Origin of the sequence: Pseudomonas farris (assembly GCF_019145235.1) — a bacterium.
GTDB lineage: Bacteria > Pseudomonadota > Gammaproteobacteria > Pseudomonadales > Pseudomonadaceae > Aquipseudomonas > Aquipseudomonas farris.
Window position 1 is genome coordinate 169,589 of sequence record NZ_JAHSTV010000003.1, and the last position, 15,181, is coordinate 184,769.

16 protein-coding genes are annotated in these 15,181 nt (G+C 57.3%); 13 read left to right on the top strand and 3 right to left on the bottom strand.

The window, feature by feature from the left end; genetic code table 11:
- Positions 1–62: 62 nt before the first annotated feature.
- Positions 63–608 (bottom strand): dTDP-4-dehydrorhamnose 3,5-epimerase, encoded by a 546-nt coding sequence (gene rfbC, locus KVG95_RS07050; RefSeq protein WP_007895246.1) that lies wholly within the window; start codon positions 606–608, stop codon positions 63–65.
- A gap of 134 nt (positions 609–742) precedes the next feature.
- Positions 743–1,267: a DUF3916 domain-containing protein gene (locus KVG95_RS07055; protein WP_217855215.1), complete on the bottom strand. Its 525-nt coding sequence runs from the start codon at positions 1,265–1,267 to the stop codon at positions 743–745.
- Between the two features lie 220 nt (positions 1,268–1,487).
- On the opposite strand from KVG95_RS07055, the gene KVG95_RS07060 reads away from it, so the two are divergent.
- The 11 genes from KVG95_RS07060 to KVG95_RS07110 all read left to right on the top strand — a co-directional run bounded on the left by KVG95_RS07060 (position 1,488) and on the right by KVG95_RS07110 (position 12,470).
- Positions 1,488–4,400, top strand: coding sequence for an aminotransferase (locus KVG95_RS07060; protein ID WP_217855216.1), 2,913 nt, complete (start codon positions 1,488–1,490; stop codon positions 4,398–4,400).
- 219 nt (positions 4,401–4,619) lie between these two features.
- The gene (gene aguB / locus KVG95_RS07065; protein ID WP_217855218.1) at positions 4,620–5,498 is read left to right on the top strand and encodes an N-carbamoylputrescine amidase; all 879 of its coding nucleotides are present in this window, start codon (positions 4,620–4,622) and stop codon (positions 5,496–5,498) included.
- A 3-nt stretch (positions 5,499–5,501) separates the two neighbouring features.
- Positions 5,502–6,608, top strand: coding sequence for an agmatine deiminase (aguA, locus tag KVG95_RS07070; protein ID WP_217855220.1), 1,107 nt, complete (start codon positions 5,502–5,504; stop codon positions 6,606–6,608).
- A 245-nt stretch (positions 6,609–6,853) separates the two neighbouring features.
- Positions 6,854–7,066, top strand: coding sequence for a hypothetical protein (locus KVG95_RS07075; protein WP_217855222.1), 213 nt, complete (start codon positions 6,854–6,856; stop codon positions 7,064–7,066).
- A 356-nt stretch (positions 7,067–7,422) separates the two neighbouring features.
- Positions 7,423–8,094: a DsbA family protein gene (locus KVG95_RS07080; protein ID WP_217855225.1), complete on the top strand. Its 672-nt coding sequence runs from the start codon at positions 7,423–7,425 to the stop codon at positions 8,092–8,094.
- Between the two features lie 17 nt (positions 8,095–8,111).
- Entirely contained in the window at positions 8,112–8,507 is a 396-nt protein-coding gene (locus KVG95_RS07085; RefSeq protein ID WP_217855227.1) for a nuclear transport factor 2 family protein, read from the top strand.
- Positions 8,508–8,744: 237 nt separating this feature from the next.
- A complete protein-coding gene (locus KVG95_RS07090) occupies positions 8,745–10,031 on the top strand; it encodes an OprD family porin (protein WP_217855229.1) in 1,287 nt (428 codons plus the stop codon).
- Positions 10,032–10,254: 223 nt separating this feature from the next.
- On the top strand, positions 10,255–11,001 hold the full coding sequence (locus KVG95_RS07095) for a 2OG-Fe dioxygenase family protein (protein ID WP_217855231.1): 747 nt from the start codon (positions 10,255–10,257) through the stop codon (positions 10,999–11,001).
- Positions 11,002–11,047: 46 nt separating this feature from the next.
- Positions 11,048–11,461, top strand: coding sequence for a GNAT family N-acetyltransferase (locus KVG95_RS07100; RefSeq protein WP_187326451.1), 414 nt, complete (start codon positions 11,048–11,050; stop codon positions 11,459–11,461).
- Entirely contained in the window at positions 11,458–12,174 is a 717-nt protein-coding gene (locus KVG95_RS07105) for an AzlC family ABC transporter permease (RefSeq protein ID WP_123721679.1), read from the top strand. The genes KVG95_RS07100 and KVG95_RS07105 overlap by 4 nt, the downstream gene beginning before the upstream one ends.
- Positions 12,153–12,470 (top strand): AzlD domain-containing protein, encoded by a 318-nt coding sequence (locus KVG95_RS07110; protein WP_038978526.1) that lies wholly within the window; start codon positions 12,153–12,155, stop codon positions 12,468–12,470. Before KVG95_RS07105 ends, KVG95_RS07110 begins: the two co-directional genes overlap by 22 nt.
- On the opposite strand, the gene KVG95_RS07115 is transcribed toward KVG95_RS07110, so the two are convergent.
- Entirely contained in the window at positions 12,387–13,313 is a 927-nt protein-coding gene (locus tag KVG95_RS07115) for a LysR family transcriptional regulator (protein ID WP_052962846.1), read from the bottom strand. The two genes, KVG95_RS07110 and KVG95_RS07115, sit on opposite strands and share 84 nt — an antisense overlap.
- 615 nt (positions 13,314–13,928) lie before the next feature.
- Here KVG95_RS07115 and KVG95_RS07120 point away from each other — a divergent pair.
- Positions 13,929–14,339 (top strand): MbcA/ParS/Xre antitoxin family protein, encoded by a 411-nt coding sequence (locus KVG95_RS07120; RefSeq protein WP_038978528.1) that lies wholly within the window; start codon positions 13,929–13,931, stop codon positions 14,337–14,339.
- On the top strand, positions 14,339–15,016 hold the full coding sequence (locus tag KVG95_RS07125) for an RES family NAD+ phosphorylase (RefSeq protein ID WP_217855233.1): 678 nt from the start codon (positions 14,339–14,341) through the stop codon (positions 15,014–15,016). The genes KVG95_RS07120 and KVG95_RS07125 overlap by 1 nt, the downstream gene beginning before the upstream one ends.
- Positions 15,017–15,181: the final 165 nt, after the last annotated feature.

The window sequence follows — 15,181 nt, forward strand, 5'->3', positions numbered from 1 at the left end:
GCGGGCGCAGTCTGCGCACCTGGGATCAAGTGCGCGCTGGCGGTGAAAATTCACACAGGAATTCAGGAAAAGACTTCGGCGTCCTTGAAGAACGCGGCGGACTGATCCTTGGCCGACAGTTTCGGTGCTTCGTCCAGCTGCCAGTCAATGCCCAGGTCCGGATCGTCCCAGCGAATGCTGCGCTCGGCCGACGGGGTGTAGTAGTCGGTGGTTTTGTAGAGGAACTCGGCGAAATCACTCAACACCACGAAACCATGGGCAAAACCTTCCGGTACCCAGAGTTGGCGATGGTTGTCGGCAGACAGACGCACAGCGACCCATTTGCCGAAATGCGGCGAGCTGCGGCGAATGTCCACCGCCACGTCCAACACCTCACCGGCGGTGACGCGCACCAGTTTGCCCTGGGTGTTTTCCAGTTGGTAATGCAGGCCGCGCAGTACGCCTTTTTGCGAGCGGGAATGGTTGTCCTGAACGAACTGGGTGTTCAGGCCGGTTGCTTCTTCGAAAGCCTTGGCGTTGAAGCTCTCATAGAAGAAACCGCGCTCGTCACCAAATACCTTGGGTTCGATGATCAGAACACCGGGCAGGTCGGTGGTGACTACATTCATGGTGTTTCTCCAGCAATAGGCGTGATGGCCGACATTCTTACGCAAAGTGGTGGTTGGTGCGAGTGGTGTGGTGGTTCAGGCGATAAAATTCGTTTAGTCGCTGTGTTCCATCAGTAAAAAACTGGTGATCTCTGTTAATCGACCTCACCGAAATACCACTGCTCGGCCTCATAGGGTTGCCCGTCACAATCTTCAGCGGTATAGCGCAATCCTCTTTCCTTCATCCCGTCTGGAAGGACGAGACCCCATTCTGTTGCGAGGCTTTTGTCCGTTCGGCAGTGCTCACTGTCAATTGCCGGGATATGTCCTCGGTGGTAGTCCAGATTGGTGTAAATGCAGATTTCGCTGGTGAACATGTCCGGTAGGCAAATGACCGTGACTATTCGACAGTCGATGGCATTTTCAGGCCTGGCCTGGCGTATGTGGTGCGCTGCATTGATCATTTGTTGGGCGCATTCTTTGCGTATGGCAGTGGTCGCTTGTTTACCCTCTACCAGTGTCGTGAGAACCGGGATTTTCCAATTGCTGTATTTCTGTTCGAGAGTCAGATCGTCCGGAAAATAGCCCTCGAAGCGAGAGGACCAGGCTGCAAGCGCTTTCAATCGACGTGGGATGTTGCGGACTTTTTTGTTTGAGAGTGCAAGGCGGCGCATCGTCATGGTGGCGACTTTATCCTGGACGGTTGATGGATCCCTTTAGGCTATAGGTTGGAATCAGGAACAGTGAAAGGCAATCCGAGATTGCTGTAGGAAAGTTCATCTGAGTAGTCGCTGACCGGAAACCATCCCCAATGCCGACCCTCTGACCGGTATAAGAGGGTTGCGTATCGCCCCAAGCAATGGCGATATAAGCGCCTAATAAAATTTCAGGGGTTGTTGTATGCCGCTCGCCACGTTGATTCACCGCGCCAGTCTGCCCAGCCCGCAGGTGTCTGCGGCGCAAGCGCTTGAGCTGTTGAAAGAGCATTACGGGTTGAGCGGACGATTACAGACGCTTGGGAGCCAGCAGGATCTCAATTTCCGGGTCGACAGCGAGCAGGGGCGTTTCGTCCTGAAAATCTGCCGCGGCGATTACTCGGTCCTGGAGCTGCAAGCCCAGCACGCAGGGCTCAAGCATCTGGCGGAACATTCCGGCGTGCCGGTGCCTGGAGTGATTGCTGCCAAAAACGGCGCAGACCTTCTCTCCCTTGAGATTGAGGGCCAGGCTGTGCACGTACGACTGCTTGATTACATCGACGGCCAATCCCTGACGCATCTCGATCACCTAAGCCATTCAGTAGTCGCCGGTTTCGGTCGGCTCTGCGGCGAAATGGACCTGGCGCTGGCCGGTTTCGATCATCCTGGCCTCGAGCGCACCCTTCAATGGGATGCCCGCCACGCCAATGCGTTGATCGCGCATTTGCTGCCGGTGATCAAGGATGAGCGGCAACGAGCGTTGATTGCTGAAGCGGCCGAACAGGCCGAGCGCCATTTGCAGCCGCTGGTGGATAAGCTGCCGGTGCAGGCGATTCACATGGATATCACCGACGACAATGTGGTCTGGCAGCGGGATTCGCAGCGCCAATGGCAGTTGCAGGGCGTCATCGATTTCGGCGATCTGGTTCGAACCTGGCGGATCACTGATCTGTCGGTGACCTGCGCCGCGCTGCTGCACCATGCCGATGGCGATCCATTTTGCATTTTGCTGGCGGTTCGGGCTTATCACGCGGTCAATCCGTTGCCGCATGAAGAGTTGCTAGCGCTATGGCCGCTGATCGTTGCGCGCTCGGCGGTGTTGGTGCTGAGTGGCGAACAGCAGGTCAGCATCGATCCGGGCAATGAGTACAGTCGCGACAACCTGACCCATGAGTGGGAAATTTTCCGCGTTGCCACATCGGTGCCATTGGCGTTGATGGAGGCGGCGATTCTTAACGCGGTTGGGCAAAGCCTTCCAAGCATCGGCAGCGAGGGCTTCGCGCCATTGTTGCCGAGTCTGGTTGGGCGTGAATTTGCGTTGATCGATCTGGGCGTGCTCAGTCCGCATTTCGAGGCGGGTAACTGGGAGCAAGAAGGGATCGATCTGCGTTTGTTGACGGAAGCCGCCGAGGCACACGGTCTGGCGGCCAGTCGATATGGCCAGTATCGTCTGTCCCGCACTCGGCCGGACAGCGCCAGTGAACCGGATACTTTCCCGTTACACGTTGCATTGCGAGTGCCCGACGGCACGGCGGTCGAAGCGCCGTTTGCCGGGGTCATCCATATTGAAGGGGAGAACCTGCTGCAACTGGACGGCCCAGAGCTCAGCGTCCGATTGTGGGGTGTGGCCCCATCGGTACGCAGTAGCGCGGCGCTGGTCAAAGGCCAGGTCCTGGGTTCGGTCAGCGGGCCGTTGATCGTGCAGTTGTGTCGAAGCGCTCAGCTAGACGCGCCGTTGTTTTGCACACCTTCGCGCGCAGCAGCCTGGCAGGCACTGTGTCCGTCACCTGCCCTGTTGCTGGGCCTGGCCTGTGATGCGGAAGAAGAACTCGACCCGCAGACATTGCTCGCCCGCCGTGACGCGAGTTTCGCTCGCTCCCAGAAGCACTATTACGTCGACCCGCCGCGCGTCGAGCGTGGCTGGCGCAATCACCTGATCGACATGCAGGGTCGCTCTTACCTCGACATGCTCAACAACGTCGCGGTACTGGGTCATGGCCATCCGCGCATGGCCGCCGTTGCCAGCCGGCAGTGGTCGTTGCTCAACACCAACTCGCGTTTTCACTACGCGGCGATTGCCGAGTTTTCCGAGCGTTTACTGAAGCTGGCACCGGACAGCATGGATCGCGTATTTCTGGTCAACAGCGGTACCGAGGCCAATGACTTGGCAATCCGTCTGGCCTGGGCTTATAGCGGCGGTCGCGACATGCTCAGCGTATTGGAGGCTTATCACGGCTGGTCAGTGGCAGCGGATGCGGTTTCGACCTCGATTGCCGACAACCCCAAGGCCTTGAGCAGCCGTCCCGATTGGGTGCATCCGGTGACTGCGCCGAATACCTATCGTGGTGAATTTCGTGGCGTCGACAGCGCGCCGGACTACGTGCGCAGCGTCGAGCACAACCTGGCGAAAATCGCCGAACAGAAACGCCAACTGGCCGGTTTCATCTGCGAGCCGGTGTACGGCAATGCCGGCGGTATCTCGCTGCCGCCGGGCTATTTGAAGCAGGTCTATGCGCTGGTCCGCGCTCAGGGCGGGGTGTGCATCGCCGATGAAGTGCAGGTCGGTTACGGTCGCATGGGCAAATTCTTCTGGGGCTTCGAAGAACAGGGCGTGGTGCCGGACATCATCACCATGGCCAAAGGCATGGGTAACGGCCAGCCGTTGGGCGCAGTCATTACCCGCCGGGAAATCGCCGAAGCGCTGGAGGCCGAGGGTTACTTCTTCTCGTCGGCCGGTGGCAGCCCGGTCAGTTGCCGGATCGGCATGGCGGTGCTGGATGTGATGGAAGAAGAAAAACTCTGGGAGAACGCCCAGGTTGTGGGCGGGTATTTCAAGGAACGTCTTGAAGCGTTGATTGATCGGCATCCGTTGGTGGGCGCAGTGCATGGTTCCGGCTTCTATCTGGGCGTGGAGTTGATCCGCAATCGCGAAACCCTGGAGCCTGCGACTGAAGAAACCACGGCGTTGTGTGATCGCCTTCGTGAGTTGGGGATCTTCATGCAGCCGACTGGCGATGACCTGAACATTCTCAAGATCAAGCCGCCGATGGTCACGTCGCGTCAAAGCGTGGATTTCTTTGTCGACATGCTGTCGAAGGTTCTCGAAGAAGGGTTGTAAACACGTGCTCCCACAAGGGATTGTATTTAAATTCGATTATTATCTGGGTTAAGTGAGTTATTTTTGACTGGGTGAGTATTTATCGCTTTAAAAGCCGATTTTTATCGGCTATAAAGTCGCCATTGCCCACGGTGTGGACGAATCACGCCTAGTGCTGCCTCTTTCTGTCATCGGTCGATGCCACCCTCGACCTTCAAGCACTTGCCCAGGAGATGATTCATGAGCCGTATCGTTACCGTCGCCGCTACCCAGATGGCCTGTTCCTGGGACCTTGAAGCCAACATCGAGACCGCTGAGAAGCTGGTCCGTGAGGCTGCGGCGAAAGGCGCGCAAATCATCCTGATCCAGGAGCTGTTCGAGGCGCCGTACTTCTGCCAGAAACCGAACCCGGATTACCTGCAACTGGCCACGACCGTTGAAGATAACGTCGCCATCAAGCATTTTCAGAAAGTCGCCAAAGAACTGCAGGTTGTTCTGCCAATCAGCTTCTACGAATTGGCCGGTCGCGCGCGTTTCAACAGCATCGCAATCATCGATGCCGACGGCAGCAACCTCGGGATTTATCGTAAAAGCCACATCCCGGACGGCCCTGGCTACCACGAAAAGTACTACTTCAACCCGGGCGATACCGGCTTCAAAGTCTGGAACACCCGTTACGCGAAAATCGGCGTGGGCATCTGCTGGGATCAGTGGTTCCCTGAGTGCGCCCGCAGCATGGCGCTGCAAGGTGCGGAAATCCTGCTCTACCCGACCGCCATCGGCAGCGAGCCACACGACAAGACCATTTCGTCCCGCGACCACTGGCAGCGCGTGCAACAGGGCCATGCCGGCGCCAACCTGATGCCGCTGATCGCCAGTAACCGTATTGGCAACGAAGAGCAGGACGGCTACGACATCACCTTTTACGGCTCGTCGTTCATTGCCAACCAGTTTGGCGAGAAAGTCCAAGAGCTGAATGAAACAGAAGAAGGCATTCTGGTTCACAGCTTCGACCTCGATGAGCTGGAGCACATCCGCAGCGCATGGGGCTCGTTTCGTGACCGTCGTCCGAACCTGTATGGCGCGATCAAAACCCTCGACGGTTCCCTGGAGTCCTGAACCATGACCACGTTGAACAGCACCCCTCGCACCGACGGCTTTTACATGCCAGCCGAATGGGCACCACAGACCCAGACCTGGATGGTCTGGCCCGAGCGCCCGGACAACTGGCGCCTGGGCGGCAAACCGGCACAAGCCGCGCATGTGGCGGTGGCCAAGGCCATCGCGCGTTTCGAGCCGGTGACCGTGGCGGTTTCCGCCGGCCAGTACGAAAATGCCCGTGCCCGTCTCGACGTGCCGAATATTCGTCTGGTAGAGATGTCCAGCGATGACGCCTGGGTTCGGGATACTGGCCCGACGTTCGTCATCAACAACCGCGGCGAAGTCCGTGGTGTGGATTGGGATTTCAATGCCTGGGGCGGTTTCGACGGTGGTCTGTATTCGCCGTGGAACCGTGACTCGCAGGTGGCGGGCAAGATCCTCGAAATCGAGCGCAGCCCGCGCTACCGCACCGAAGGTTTTGTGCTCGAAGGCGGCTCGATCCATGTCGATGGCGAAGGCACCCTGATCACTACCGAAGAGTGCCTGCTCAACCGCAATCGCAACCCGCACATGGACCGCGCGCAGATCGAAGCGGTGCTCGGTGCCAATCTGGCTGTGGATAAAATCATCTGGTTGCCGGACGGTCTGTTCAACGACGAAACCGACGGTCATGTGGATAACTTCTGCTGCTACGTGCGTCCGGGCGAAGTGCTTCTGGCCTGGACCGATGACCCGCAGGACCCGAACTACCCGCGCTGCCAGGCGGCAATGAACGTGCTGCAAAACAGCACCGATGCCAAGGGGCGCCCGTTCACGGTGCACAAGATGCCGATTCCCGGGCCGCTGTACGCGACCGAAGACGAGTGCGCTGGCGTGGATCCGGTTGACGGCACTCAGGAACGCAATCCGACCGTTCGTCTGGCTGGCTCTTACGTGAACTTCCTGATCGTCAACGGCGGCATCATCGCGCCGAGCTTCGACGACCCGTTGGACGGTCCGGCCAAAGAGATTCTGCAGGCTTTATTCCCGCAGCACGAAGTGGTCATGGTGCCGGGGCGCGAACTGTTACTGGGGGGCGGTAACATCCATTGCCTTACCCAACAACAGCCCGCGCCGCACAAGGAGTGAGTGAGGTCGTAACAGCTTAAGTTGATTGCAAAATCGATTGAGCAACGATTTTTCCTCGTCATTTTGCAGAAAGCCCGCAGCCCATCAGGACTGCGGGCTTTTTTGTATCCACTTGTCGACACTTCGAAAACATTGGCACAGCTCTTGTATCTTCGATGGGGCAACACGGGGAGGGAGAGAACTTCGATGTTCTGTCATAAACCTTGGATAAGTTAGCCGCTCACAAACCAGGAGAGAGCGCTGAGATGAACGCCGAAATGAATGTGGTGGGCGAGCGGGCATTGCATCCCCTGGCAGTTAACAGCGAATCGCTCCAGGCCCTGGCGCAGTGGTTGAAGTCCAATGGAACGCGTCAGATCAGGGAACCTGATCCGCGCCGGATGATGATCGAGCGCTACCCCGCTGGTTTATTCAGCGAGGCAGAACTGGAAGCACTGTGGGATGTGATGGAAGGATAAGAAGAAAAACAACGGATTGATAAAAGCGCTGCCGGGAAGGCGGCGCTTTTTTTTGGGGCGAAGGATTTCATGATCACTGGAGATCAATGTGGGAGCGGGCTTGCTCGCGAAAGCGGTATGCCAGTCAACGAAGATGTTGAACATGATGGCCCCTTCGCGAGCAAGCCCGCTCCCACAAGGTTTTGCATTGTTTAGAAGATTCAGGTTCCGGTCATGTCGCCCATAACCTGGCGGAAATAGAAAGTATTCGACCGATTCATGAAACAGACTGAAAGCCATTCCAGCGTTTTTCCGAAACTTTCTGGGGATTAATCTGCCGGCATTGAGTTTTCCCACTTTGTTGCCGGAGTCTTCCCATGATCCTTCACTACATTTACGACCCATTGTGCGGCTGGTGCTACGGCGCCAAACCATTGGTGCAGGCCGCCCAAAGCGTGCTGCCAGTGATCGCCCACGGTGGCGGCATGATGAGCGGCGCCAATCGCCAAACCGTTTCGCCACAACTGCGCAATTACGTCATGCCCCATGACCGACGCATCGCCGAGTACACCGGCCAGCCGTTTGGTGAGGCATATTTTGAAGGCTTGCTGCGCGATGAGACGGCGGTGTTCGATTCCACGCCGCCGATTGCCGCTGTGTTGGCAGCCGAGCAGATCGCTGAGCGCGGTCTTGAAATGCTGGGGCGTTTGCAAACGGCTCATTACGTGGAGGGTCGACGCATTGCTGACACCTCCGTGCTGCTGGAACTCGCCACACAAATAGGCCTTGAAGCTGAGGCCTTGCAACTGGCGTTTACTGAAGCCGACACAGAGCGCCATATCAAAGACAGCCGCGCACTCTTGGCCAAAGTCGGTGGTCAGGGTTTCCCGACCTTCGCGTTGGAACAGGATGGCCAGTTCACCCTGGTCGACATAGGCCCGTGGCTCGGCAAGCCGCAAGCTTTCGCCCAATGGCTGGGTCAGTCGTTTGCGGCAAAAGAGTCTTCATCCGCGTTTCAAGCCTGTGGCCTCGACGGCTGCGCCCATTGAATTCACCTGGAGTCACCATGGATAACCTGAGCCTGATCAAAAGCACCTACGAAGGCGCCAACTCCCAGGAGAACGCTCGCAATACCGCCGCGGCGCTGGCCGATGACGCCCGCTGGACCGAAGCGGCGGGTTTTCCCTACGCCGGGACCTATGTCGGTTTCGACGCTATCGTCGAAAATGTCTTCAAGCGCCTGGCCACCGAGTGGGAAGATTTTCAGTTCAAGGTCGAGAACTATGTCGCACAGGGCGACAAGGTGTTTGCCTACGGTAATTACAGCGGCATCTACAAAGCCACCGGCCGCCCGATGAATGCTCGGGTCGCTCACTTGTGGACCTTGGCCAACGGCCAAGTCACGCATTTCGAACAATTCGTCGACAGCCATACCGTGCAATTGGCTATCGCTGACAAGTGATTTCTTAGACGATTTTCGCCTATTTACAGACGATTCCTGAAATTGACACCTTATTTAGCGCGCAGATAGGATGCGCCCAACGCCTGTGGCTAACCGCCATGACTTACAAAACAATAAAAGGCCCGCCGCGAATTTTCGTGGGCGGGCCTTTTTGTTTTTGGCGGTGAAAAAAGAGCGCGATAGCGCCGTTTCAGCGGTTCGACACAGCGCGTATCAACCCGTAATAAGGAAAATAACATGTTGAACAAGCGGATCAGCCTGATCGCATTGGGGATGTTGAGCGCCACTCAGGCCATGGCTAACGACCAGGCCGAGTCCAAGGGTTTTGTTGAAGACAGCAGCCTCAAAGTGCTGCTGCGCAACGCCTATATCAATCGTGACTATAAAGACGGCAACCAGGACAAAGCCGAATGGGGCCAAGCGGCCATCGGTACTTTCTCGTCTGGTTTCACCCAAGGCACCGTCGGTGTGGGTGTGGACGCCTTCGGTCTGTACGCACTGCGTCTGGACGGCGGCAAAGGCCGCAGCGGCGCCGGTGGTATCGACTTCTTCAAACAGGGCGATAGCGGCAACGCAGCTGACGACCTGTCGAAGGGTGGCGCGGCAGTCAAGTTCCGTCTTTCCAGCACCACGCTGACCTATGGCGACCAGATGCCGGCCCTGCCGGTGCTGAACTACGACAACTCGCGCCTGCTGCCGGAAAGCTACACCGGCACCCTGATCACCTCCAAGGAGATCAAAGGCCTGGAGCTGAACGCAGGTCGCTTCACCGCCGAATCGCGCAAAAGTGCTGAAGGCCGTGACAGCGGTGGCTTGAAGTCGATCAACGTGTTGGGCGGTAGCTACCAATTCACCGAACAGTTCAAGGCTGCGCTGTACGCGTCCGACGTCGAAGACGTGCTGAAGAAACAGTACGTGAACGCTAACTACGTGTTCCTTTTCGACAAGGATCAGTCCCTGACCCTGGACTTCAACGGTTACCGCACCAAGCTGGACGATTCCTACGTCCGCGAAAGCGGTGCTACCGGCGACGACAACAAGATCTGGAGCCTGGCAGCGACCTTCGCCACCGGTCCGCACTCGTTCACTCTCGCTCACCAACGCAGCACCGGCGACAGCAACCTGGGCTACGCCTACGGCGGCTATCAGAAGGATCAAGGTCGCGTCGGCGACGGCGGCAACACCATCTATCTGGCGAACTCCTACTGGTCCGACTTCAACGCCGAAGACGAACGCAGCTGGCAGCTGGGCTACGGTCTGGACTTCCGCGCTTTCGGCGTTCCTGGCCTGAGCTACAACGTTGCCTACGTGCGCGGTGACAACATCACCACCTCCACCAGCGAAGGCGGCACCGAGCGCGAGATCTTCAACCAGTTCAAGTACGTTGTGCAAAGTGGCCCGGCCAAAGATTTGAGTGTGAAGGTGCGCAGCTCGATCCTGCGCGTATCGCAGAAGTCCAGCGAGTACAACGTCAGCGGCAACGAACTGCGTGTCTTCGTGGATTACCCGATCAACATCTTCTAATGATCGCTTGAGTTGGATAAAAGCCCCGACTGGTTCGGGGTTTTTTTTCGCCTCGTAACTTTGGAAAAATACTGAAAACTGCTGTTTTCGATCGCAAAAAGTCGAATTAAAGCAACTTCATACTGCGTTTCAATCAACGCTTGATATGCCTGAAATTCTTTCTCATGGGCCGCAAATCCTGCACCTACTAGATTAAGCCGCTAAATGCAGTGGAGACCTAGTAATGATCGTTTTGAACAGAGAAGTTGGCGAATCGCTACGGCGCGACAAATATGTCAACGTCCAGGGAGCCGACTTCAATCTCTTCGGTCATTTTTCCGACTTCGTCAGATTGACCAAAAGTTGGGAAAGCATGGAGCCGGACAGTTATTACGGCCAAGCCGATGCGGGCATGCGTTTTCGTCGTTACAGCGATTTCGAATACAACCCCGTAACTCGTGACTTGAAGCAGCTGGAACACCGCGCCTACGTGCAATCGAAGGCCAACAACAGCTATGTCGGCGGACTGGAGCGGCACTTCCAGGACTTCTCCAATGAAGTCATCAATTCGCCGGTGATGCGCAGCCTCATCGATGTGGATTTCGAGGTGTACAAAAACGTATTACCGCCGGAGTTGCATGATGAGATCTGGCAATGCCAGATCCATCAGATCCGCATTGAGATCAAGCCAGGCAAGCAACTGGAAATCACCCCTGAGGGCATTCACTGCGACGGTTATCCATTCAGCGGTGTGCATTTCTGGGGTCGTAATAACGTGGATGGGGCGGAGAGCCGCTTGTATTCGGCCCAAGAGGAACAATTGGCGGCGACGACTTATCTGGAAATCCTCGACACCACCTACTTCCTCGATCGCGACATGCGTCACTACGTGACACCGGCACGCAACACCCACGCTCACGAAATGGCCTATCGGCAGATTCTGGCCATTTCCTTCTCGCGGCCCGGGACCGCTTTCGACATTGTTCGCTGAACAGCTAGATCCCATGATGCACATCGCCGAGTGCGCTGCACCGGTGATGTTGCAGCGCGCGATGGCCAAGGATGCCCAACGTCTGGAACGCTTCTTTCGGCAATTCGAAGAAGTGTCATTCTGTGAATGGCAGGACGCCAAATGCCTGCGCGGTGTGTTGGAGCAGAAAACCACCACCGCGTTCCTCGCGCTCGATGTCTGCGGCGAAGTGGTCGGCGCGGTGTTGGGTGGCATGCTCGGCAGCCGCGGCACCATCAATCACCTGGCGGTGAGCCCGGTGTATCGCAGCCAGGGCGTTGGTCAGCGCCTGGTGGAAGCGGCTTCGGCAGACATGAAACGTGTCGGTGTGCTGCGGATGTTCCTGTTCGTCGACGATGCTAACCTTGCCGGCAAACGTTTTTGGAGCGCCCAGGGCTTTTGCGAGCCGAGCGGCGAAACTACCTTTGAGAGGGACCTATGAATGAGACGTCCAGCAGCCAGCCGCTGATGGTCGAGCCCCAGCCCTCGCGCACGTTCGCTGAAGCCAGCCCGGTTATTGCGGGCTACTTCACGGTGTCGTTTGTGTTCGGTTTGATGGCCGTCAATGCCGGATTGCCCGTGTGGCTACCGGTCGCGATGTGCTTGTTCGTCTACGCCGGTGCCTCGCAGTTTGCCGCCCTGGCGCTGATCTCCAGCGGCGCATCGCTGACCACTATCATCCTCACCACATTTCTGATCAATGCGCGGCACATGCTGATGTCGGTCTACATGGCCAAGGCCTTGCAGGCGATGGGGCTCAGTCGTCTCGAGCGTTGGTGTTATGCCGGTGGGCTGACCGATGAATCGTTCGCCTTCCACAGCGTCAAGCTGGGCAAGGGCACGCCGGTCAATGTGCGTTACCTGATCGGCTTCAATCTGTATTGCCACACGTCATGGGTGCTGGGCGGTTTGCTGGGAGCAATTTGCGCGCAGTACGCGGCGCACCTGATCAAATATCAGCTCGACTATGCGCTGACCGCGATGATGCTCTACGTGCTGGTATCGTTGTGCAACACCCGCAATAAACTGATCGCCGCACTGGCCGCGGTTGCCTGCATGGGTGCCCTGAGCCTGATCGGCAGCTCACCCTTTAACGTATTCATCGCCACATTCGTGGGCTGCGGGGTGGGTGTATGCCTGACCAAACGTTCCTGATCCTGGTCGTCGTGCTGATGATGGCCGTGACGTTCCTGCCGCGCGCGTTGCCGCTGCAGGTGAGCACCGATCATTGGCCACCCCTGGTCGCCCGGGCGCTGGAATACCTGCCGGTGGCGATCGTCGCTGCAATCAGCCTCACGCCGCTGTTGATCAAGGATCAGCAGGTGCAGCTCGATCGCCCGGAATTTTATGCAGCCATTCCGACGTTGTTATGTGCGTATTTCAGCAAAAACCTCTTTCTCAGCGTAGCGGTGGGAACGGCTGCGTACATCGCGCTCGGGTCGTTCATGTAGCGACAGAGTGACCACGTCGTTTAAGGCCTGGCCCGACAACTCGGAGTTATTGACCGCCAGCCGCACTTCGAGGGAATCCTCGAAACCCGGGAAAATGGTCAAGCCATTACGCAGGGCCGCCTCACGGGAAACCATGCCGAGACCGTCCATTTGCGTGATCAATGACAGGGTCAGGGTCTCGCTGCAGGAATAGATCATCCGCTTGCCTGACTCGTAATTACCAAGGCCTGCGTCGAGAAAGCGCAAGAAGCTGTGGGAATACGGACAATCGTCGGCAGGACGAACCTGAAACTTATTGCCGAGCAGCATCAGCGGATCGTTTTCCTCACCGCAATGAGCACCGACCACCTGCACCTGTACATGGGGCAGAGCAATGCTGGGTAATCCCGGCTGCTGCGGCCCGATCAGCACGGCCAGGTCGAAGTCCTCATTCTTCAACTTGCTGAGGTTTTCCATCGACTCGGCGTAGCTGAATTCCAGCTGATAATCAGGAAACACCTCAATGAGGCGCCCGATCATTCGCCGATTGAAGTCGGCCGAGAGCGTGGTGTTAAGTGCAACCTTGAGCGTGCGCTGTCCAGGCACCTTGAGCGCGGCGACTTTTTCTTCCAGTTGCCGCGTAGCGACCAACACTTTGTCCATGTAGGGCGTGAGCTCCGTGCCCTGTGTTGTCAGAGTCAGCCCCTTGTTGGAGCGACGAAACAACCGAAAACCGAACTGCTCTTCGACCTTGTTCAACTGCGCGGCCAATGCCTGCACGGTCAAACAGGAATGCTCTGCCGCCGCCGACAATGAGCCGGTCTGCACAATGCGCATGAGATTACGTAAGGTTCTGCTATCCATTTGGGTAATGCCCTCTAAAGTGGGCTGGCTATTGTTGTGTACCTGATCGCCCCGGTGGGCGTCGGTCGCGTGCTGGCTATGATCCTGCACCTGAGCATGCTTGTCCCGAGTTTAGTAGCGAAATGGTTCTGCGTCCGATGGTTGGAGGCTTACACAGGATTGGGGTTTTTGGTGGGGCGTAGGTGATCGGGGTCAGAAAATGGCCCGGATGGGGGATGTGTGGGGCGTTTTCTGGATATCAGCGAAACCTTTTTCCAAGGCAAAAAAAAGCAGCCTGATCAGGCTGCTTTCATGAATAGGTGCTTGATATTGTGCTCCCTCAAGCAGGGGAGGAGAGGTTTACCCGAGCGCTGATTTTCAGGTCATCAACGGGGCTCCTACATCGACTATCGCCACCTGAAGGCAGTCGGTTTCGCGCTCTCGATTAAATTGTCTGCCCCTGTATGGCGGGTGTCAACGAGTGTCTTTGACCGTGTGTCGGAGTCTTTTCAGGGGCGGAAAATCTGCGCGAAGTCTCTTTTCGAGAGTAATACGTTTACGAATTAAAATTTCATATTTGTTCGTATCTGTACTAGTCTGAAATCAAGATATCGCACATTCAAGGAGGCCATCCCCATGCCTGCCTCAACCATCGTCCTCAGCCCACAGCAACAACTCGAGACTCCCGAAGCCGGTCGAGTCGCGCTGAAGTTCTTCTTCAACCTCATGGAACGCTGGGGCTGCACCGCCGAGCAACAACGCACCCTTTTGGGCAAAGTCGGCAACACCACTTTCTACAAGTACAAACACCTGCCGCCCAACGTGCGCCTGCCCCACGACACCTTGGAGCGCATCTCGTATTTGATGGGCATCCACAAAGCCTTGAGCATCATCTTCAGCAACAGCCGCGAGCGCGCCTACACCTGGGTCAGCAGCCCCAACACCGCCGCGCCGTTCAATGGCCAGTCGGCGCTGTCCTACATGCTGGCCGGCCGCGTGGTCGACATCGCTGACGTGCGCCGCTACCTCGACGGAGTGCGCGGTTGATGGCGCCGGAGCTGGCCGACCCGCAATGGCCGCGGGCTTACCGGATCGTCAACAGCTGCTTCCCGCCGATCTCGTTGTTCGAAGACGTGCTTGACCCCGAAGACCTGCCCACCGCCTACGCGCTGGAAGCCCTGACCAACGATCGGCTGATGGAAGAAGCCGGCGTTCTCGCCCGCGTGCGCCCCGAAGACCGCGTCTCCGGCCCCGGCTCCACACCGGTCATGGCCGCGTTCACCCACATCGGCAAAACCAGCCGCTTCACCGACGGCACCTTCGGCGTCTACTACGCCGCCAGCAGCCAGGCCGCCGCCATCGCCGAGACGAGCTATCACCAGGAACGCTTCCTCGCCGCGACGAACGAACCGGACCTTGAGTTGACCATGCGCACCTACGTCAACAAGGTCGTCAAACCCCTGCACGACATCCGGCAAAACTATCCTCACCTTTATGATCCGGACCCCACCGCGTACGGCCCATCCCAGGTCTTCGCCCGCCAATTGCGCGAAACATTGTCGTGGGGATTGCTCTACAACAGCGTTCGTTTGCCGGGCCATGAATGTGTTGCCGCGTTTCGACCGCCCGCTGTGTCCATTCCGAAGCAAGGGAAGCACATTCGTTATGTGTGGAGTGCGAGCAGTCGCAAGATCTCGTTTGTGTTTGAAGTCAGCGAGATGTGAAGCCCAGCGAAACGCAAAAAAACCCGTTGGATTCGGGGTTTTCTGCGTGGCGCACGTCTCCAATCGATATCGACGTAGTCATTACACCAAGTAACTAATGATGTTCCTGCCCCCACCTTTATCCCCCTGACCCAACCTCATACAGTCCTCTCCAACGCCTCCCCA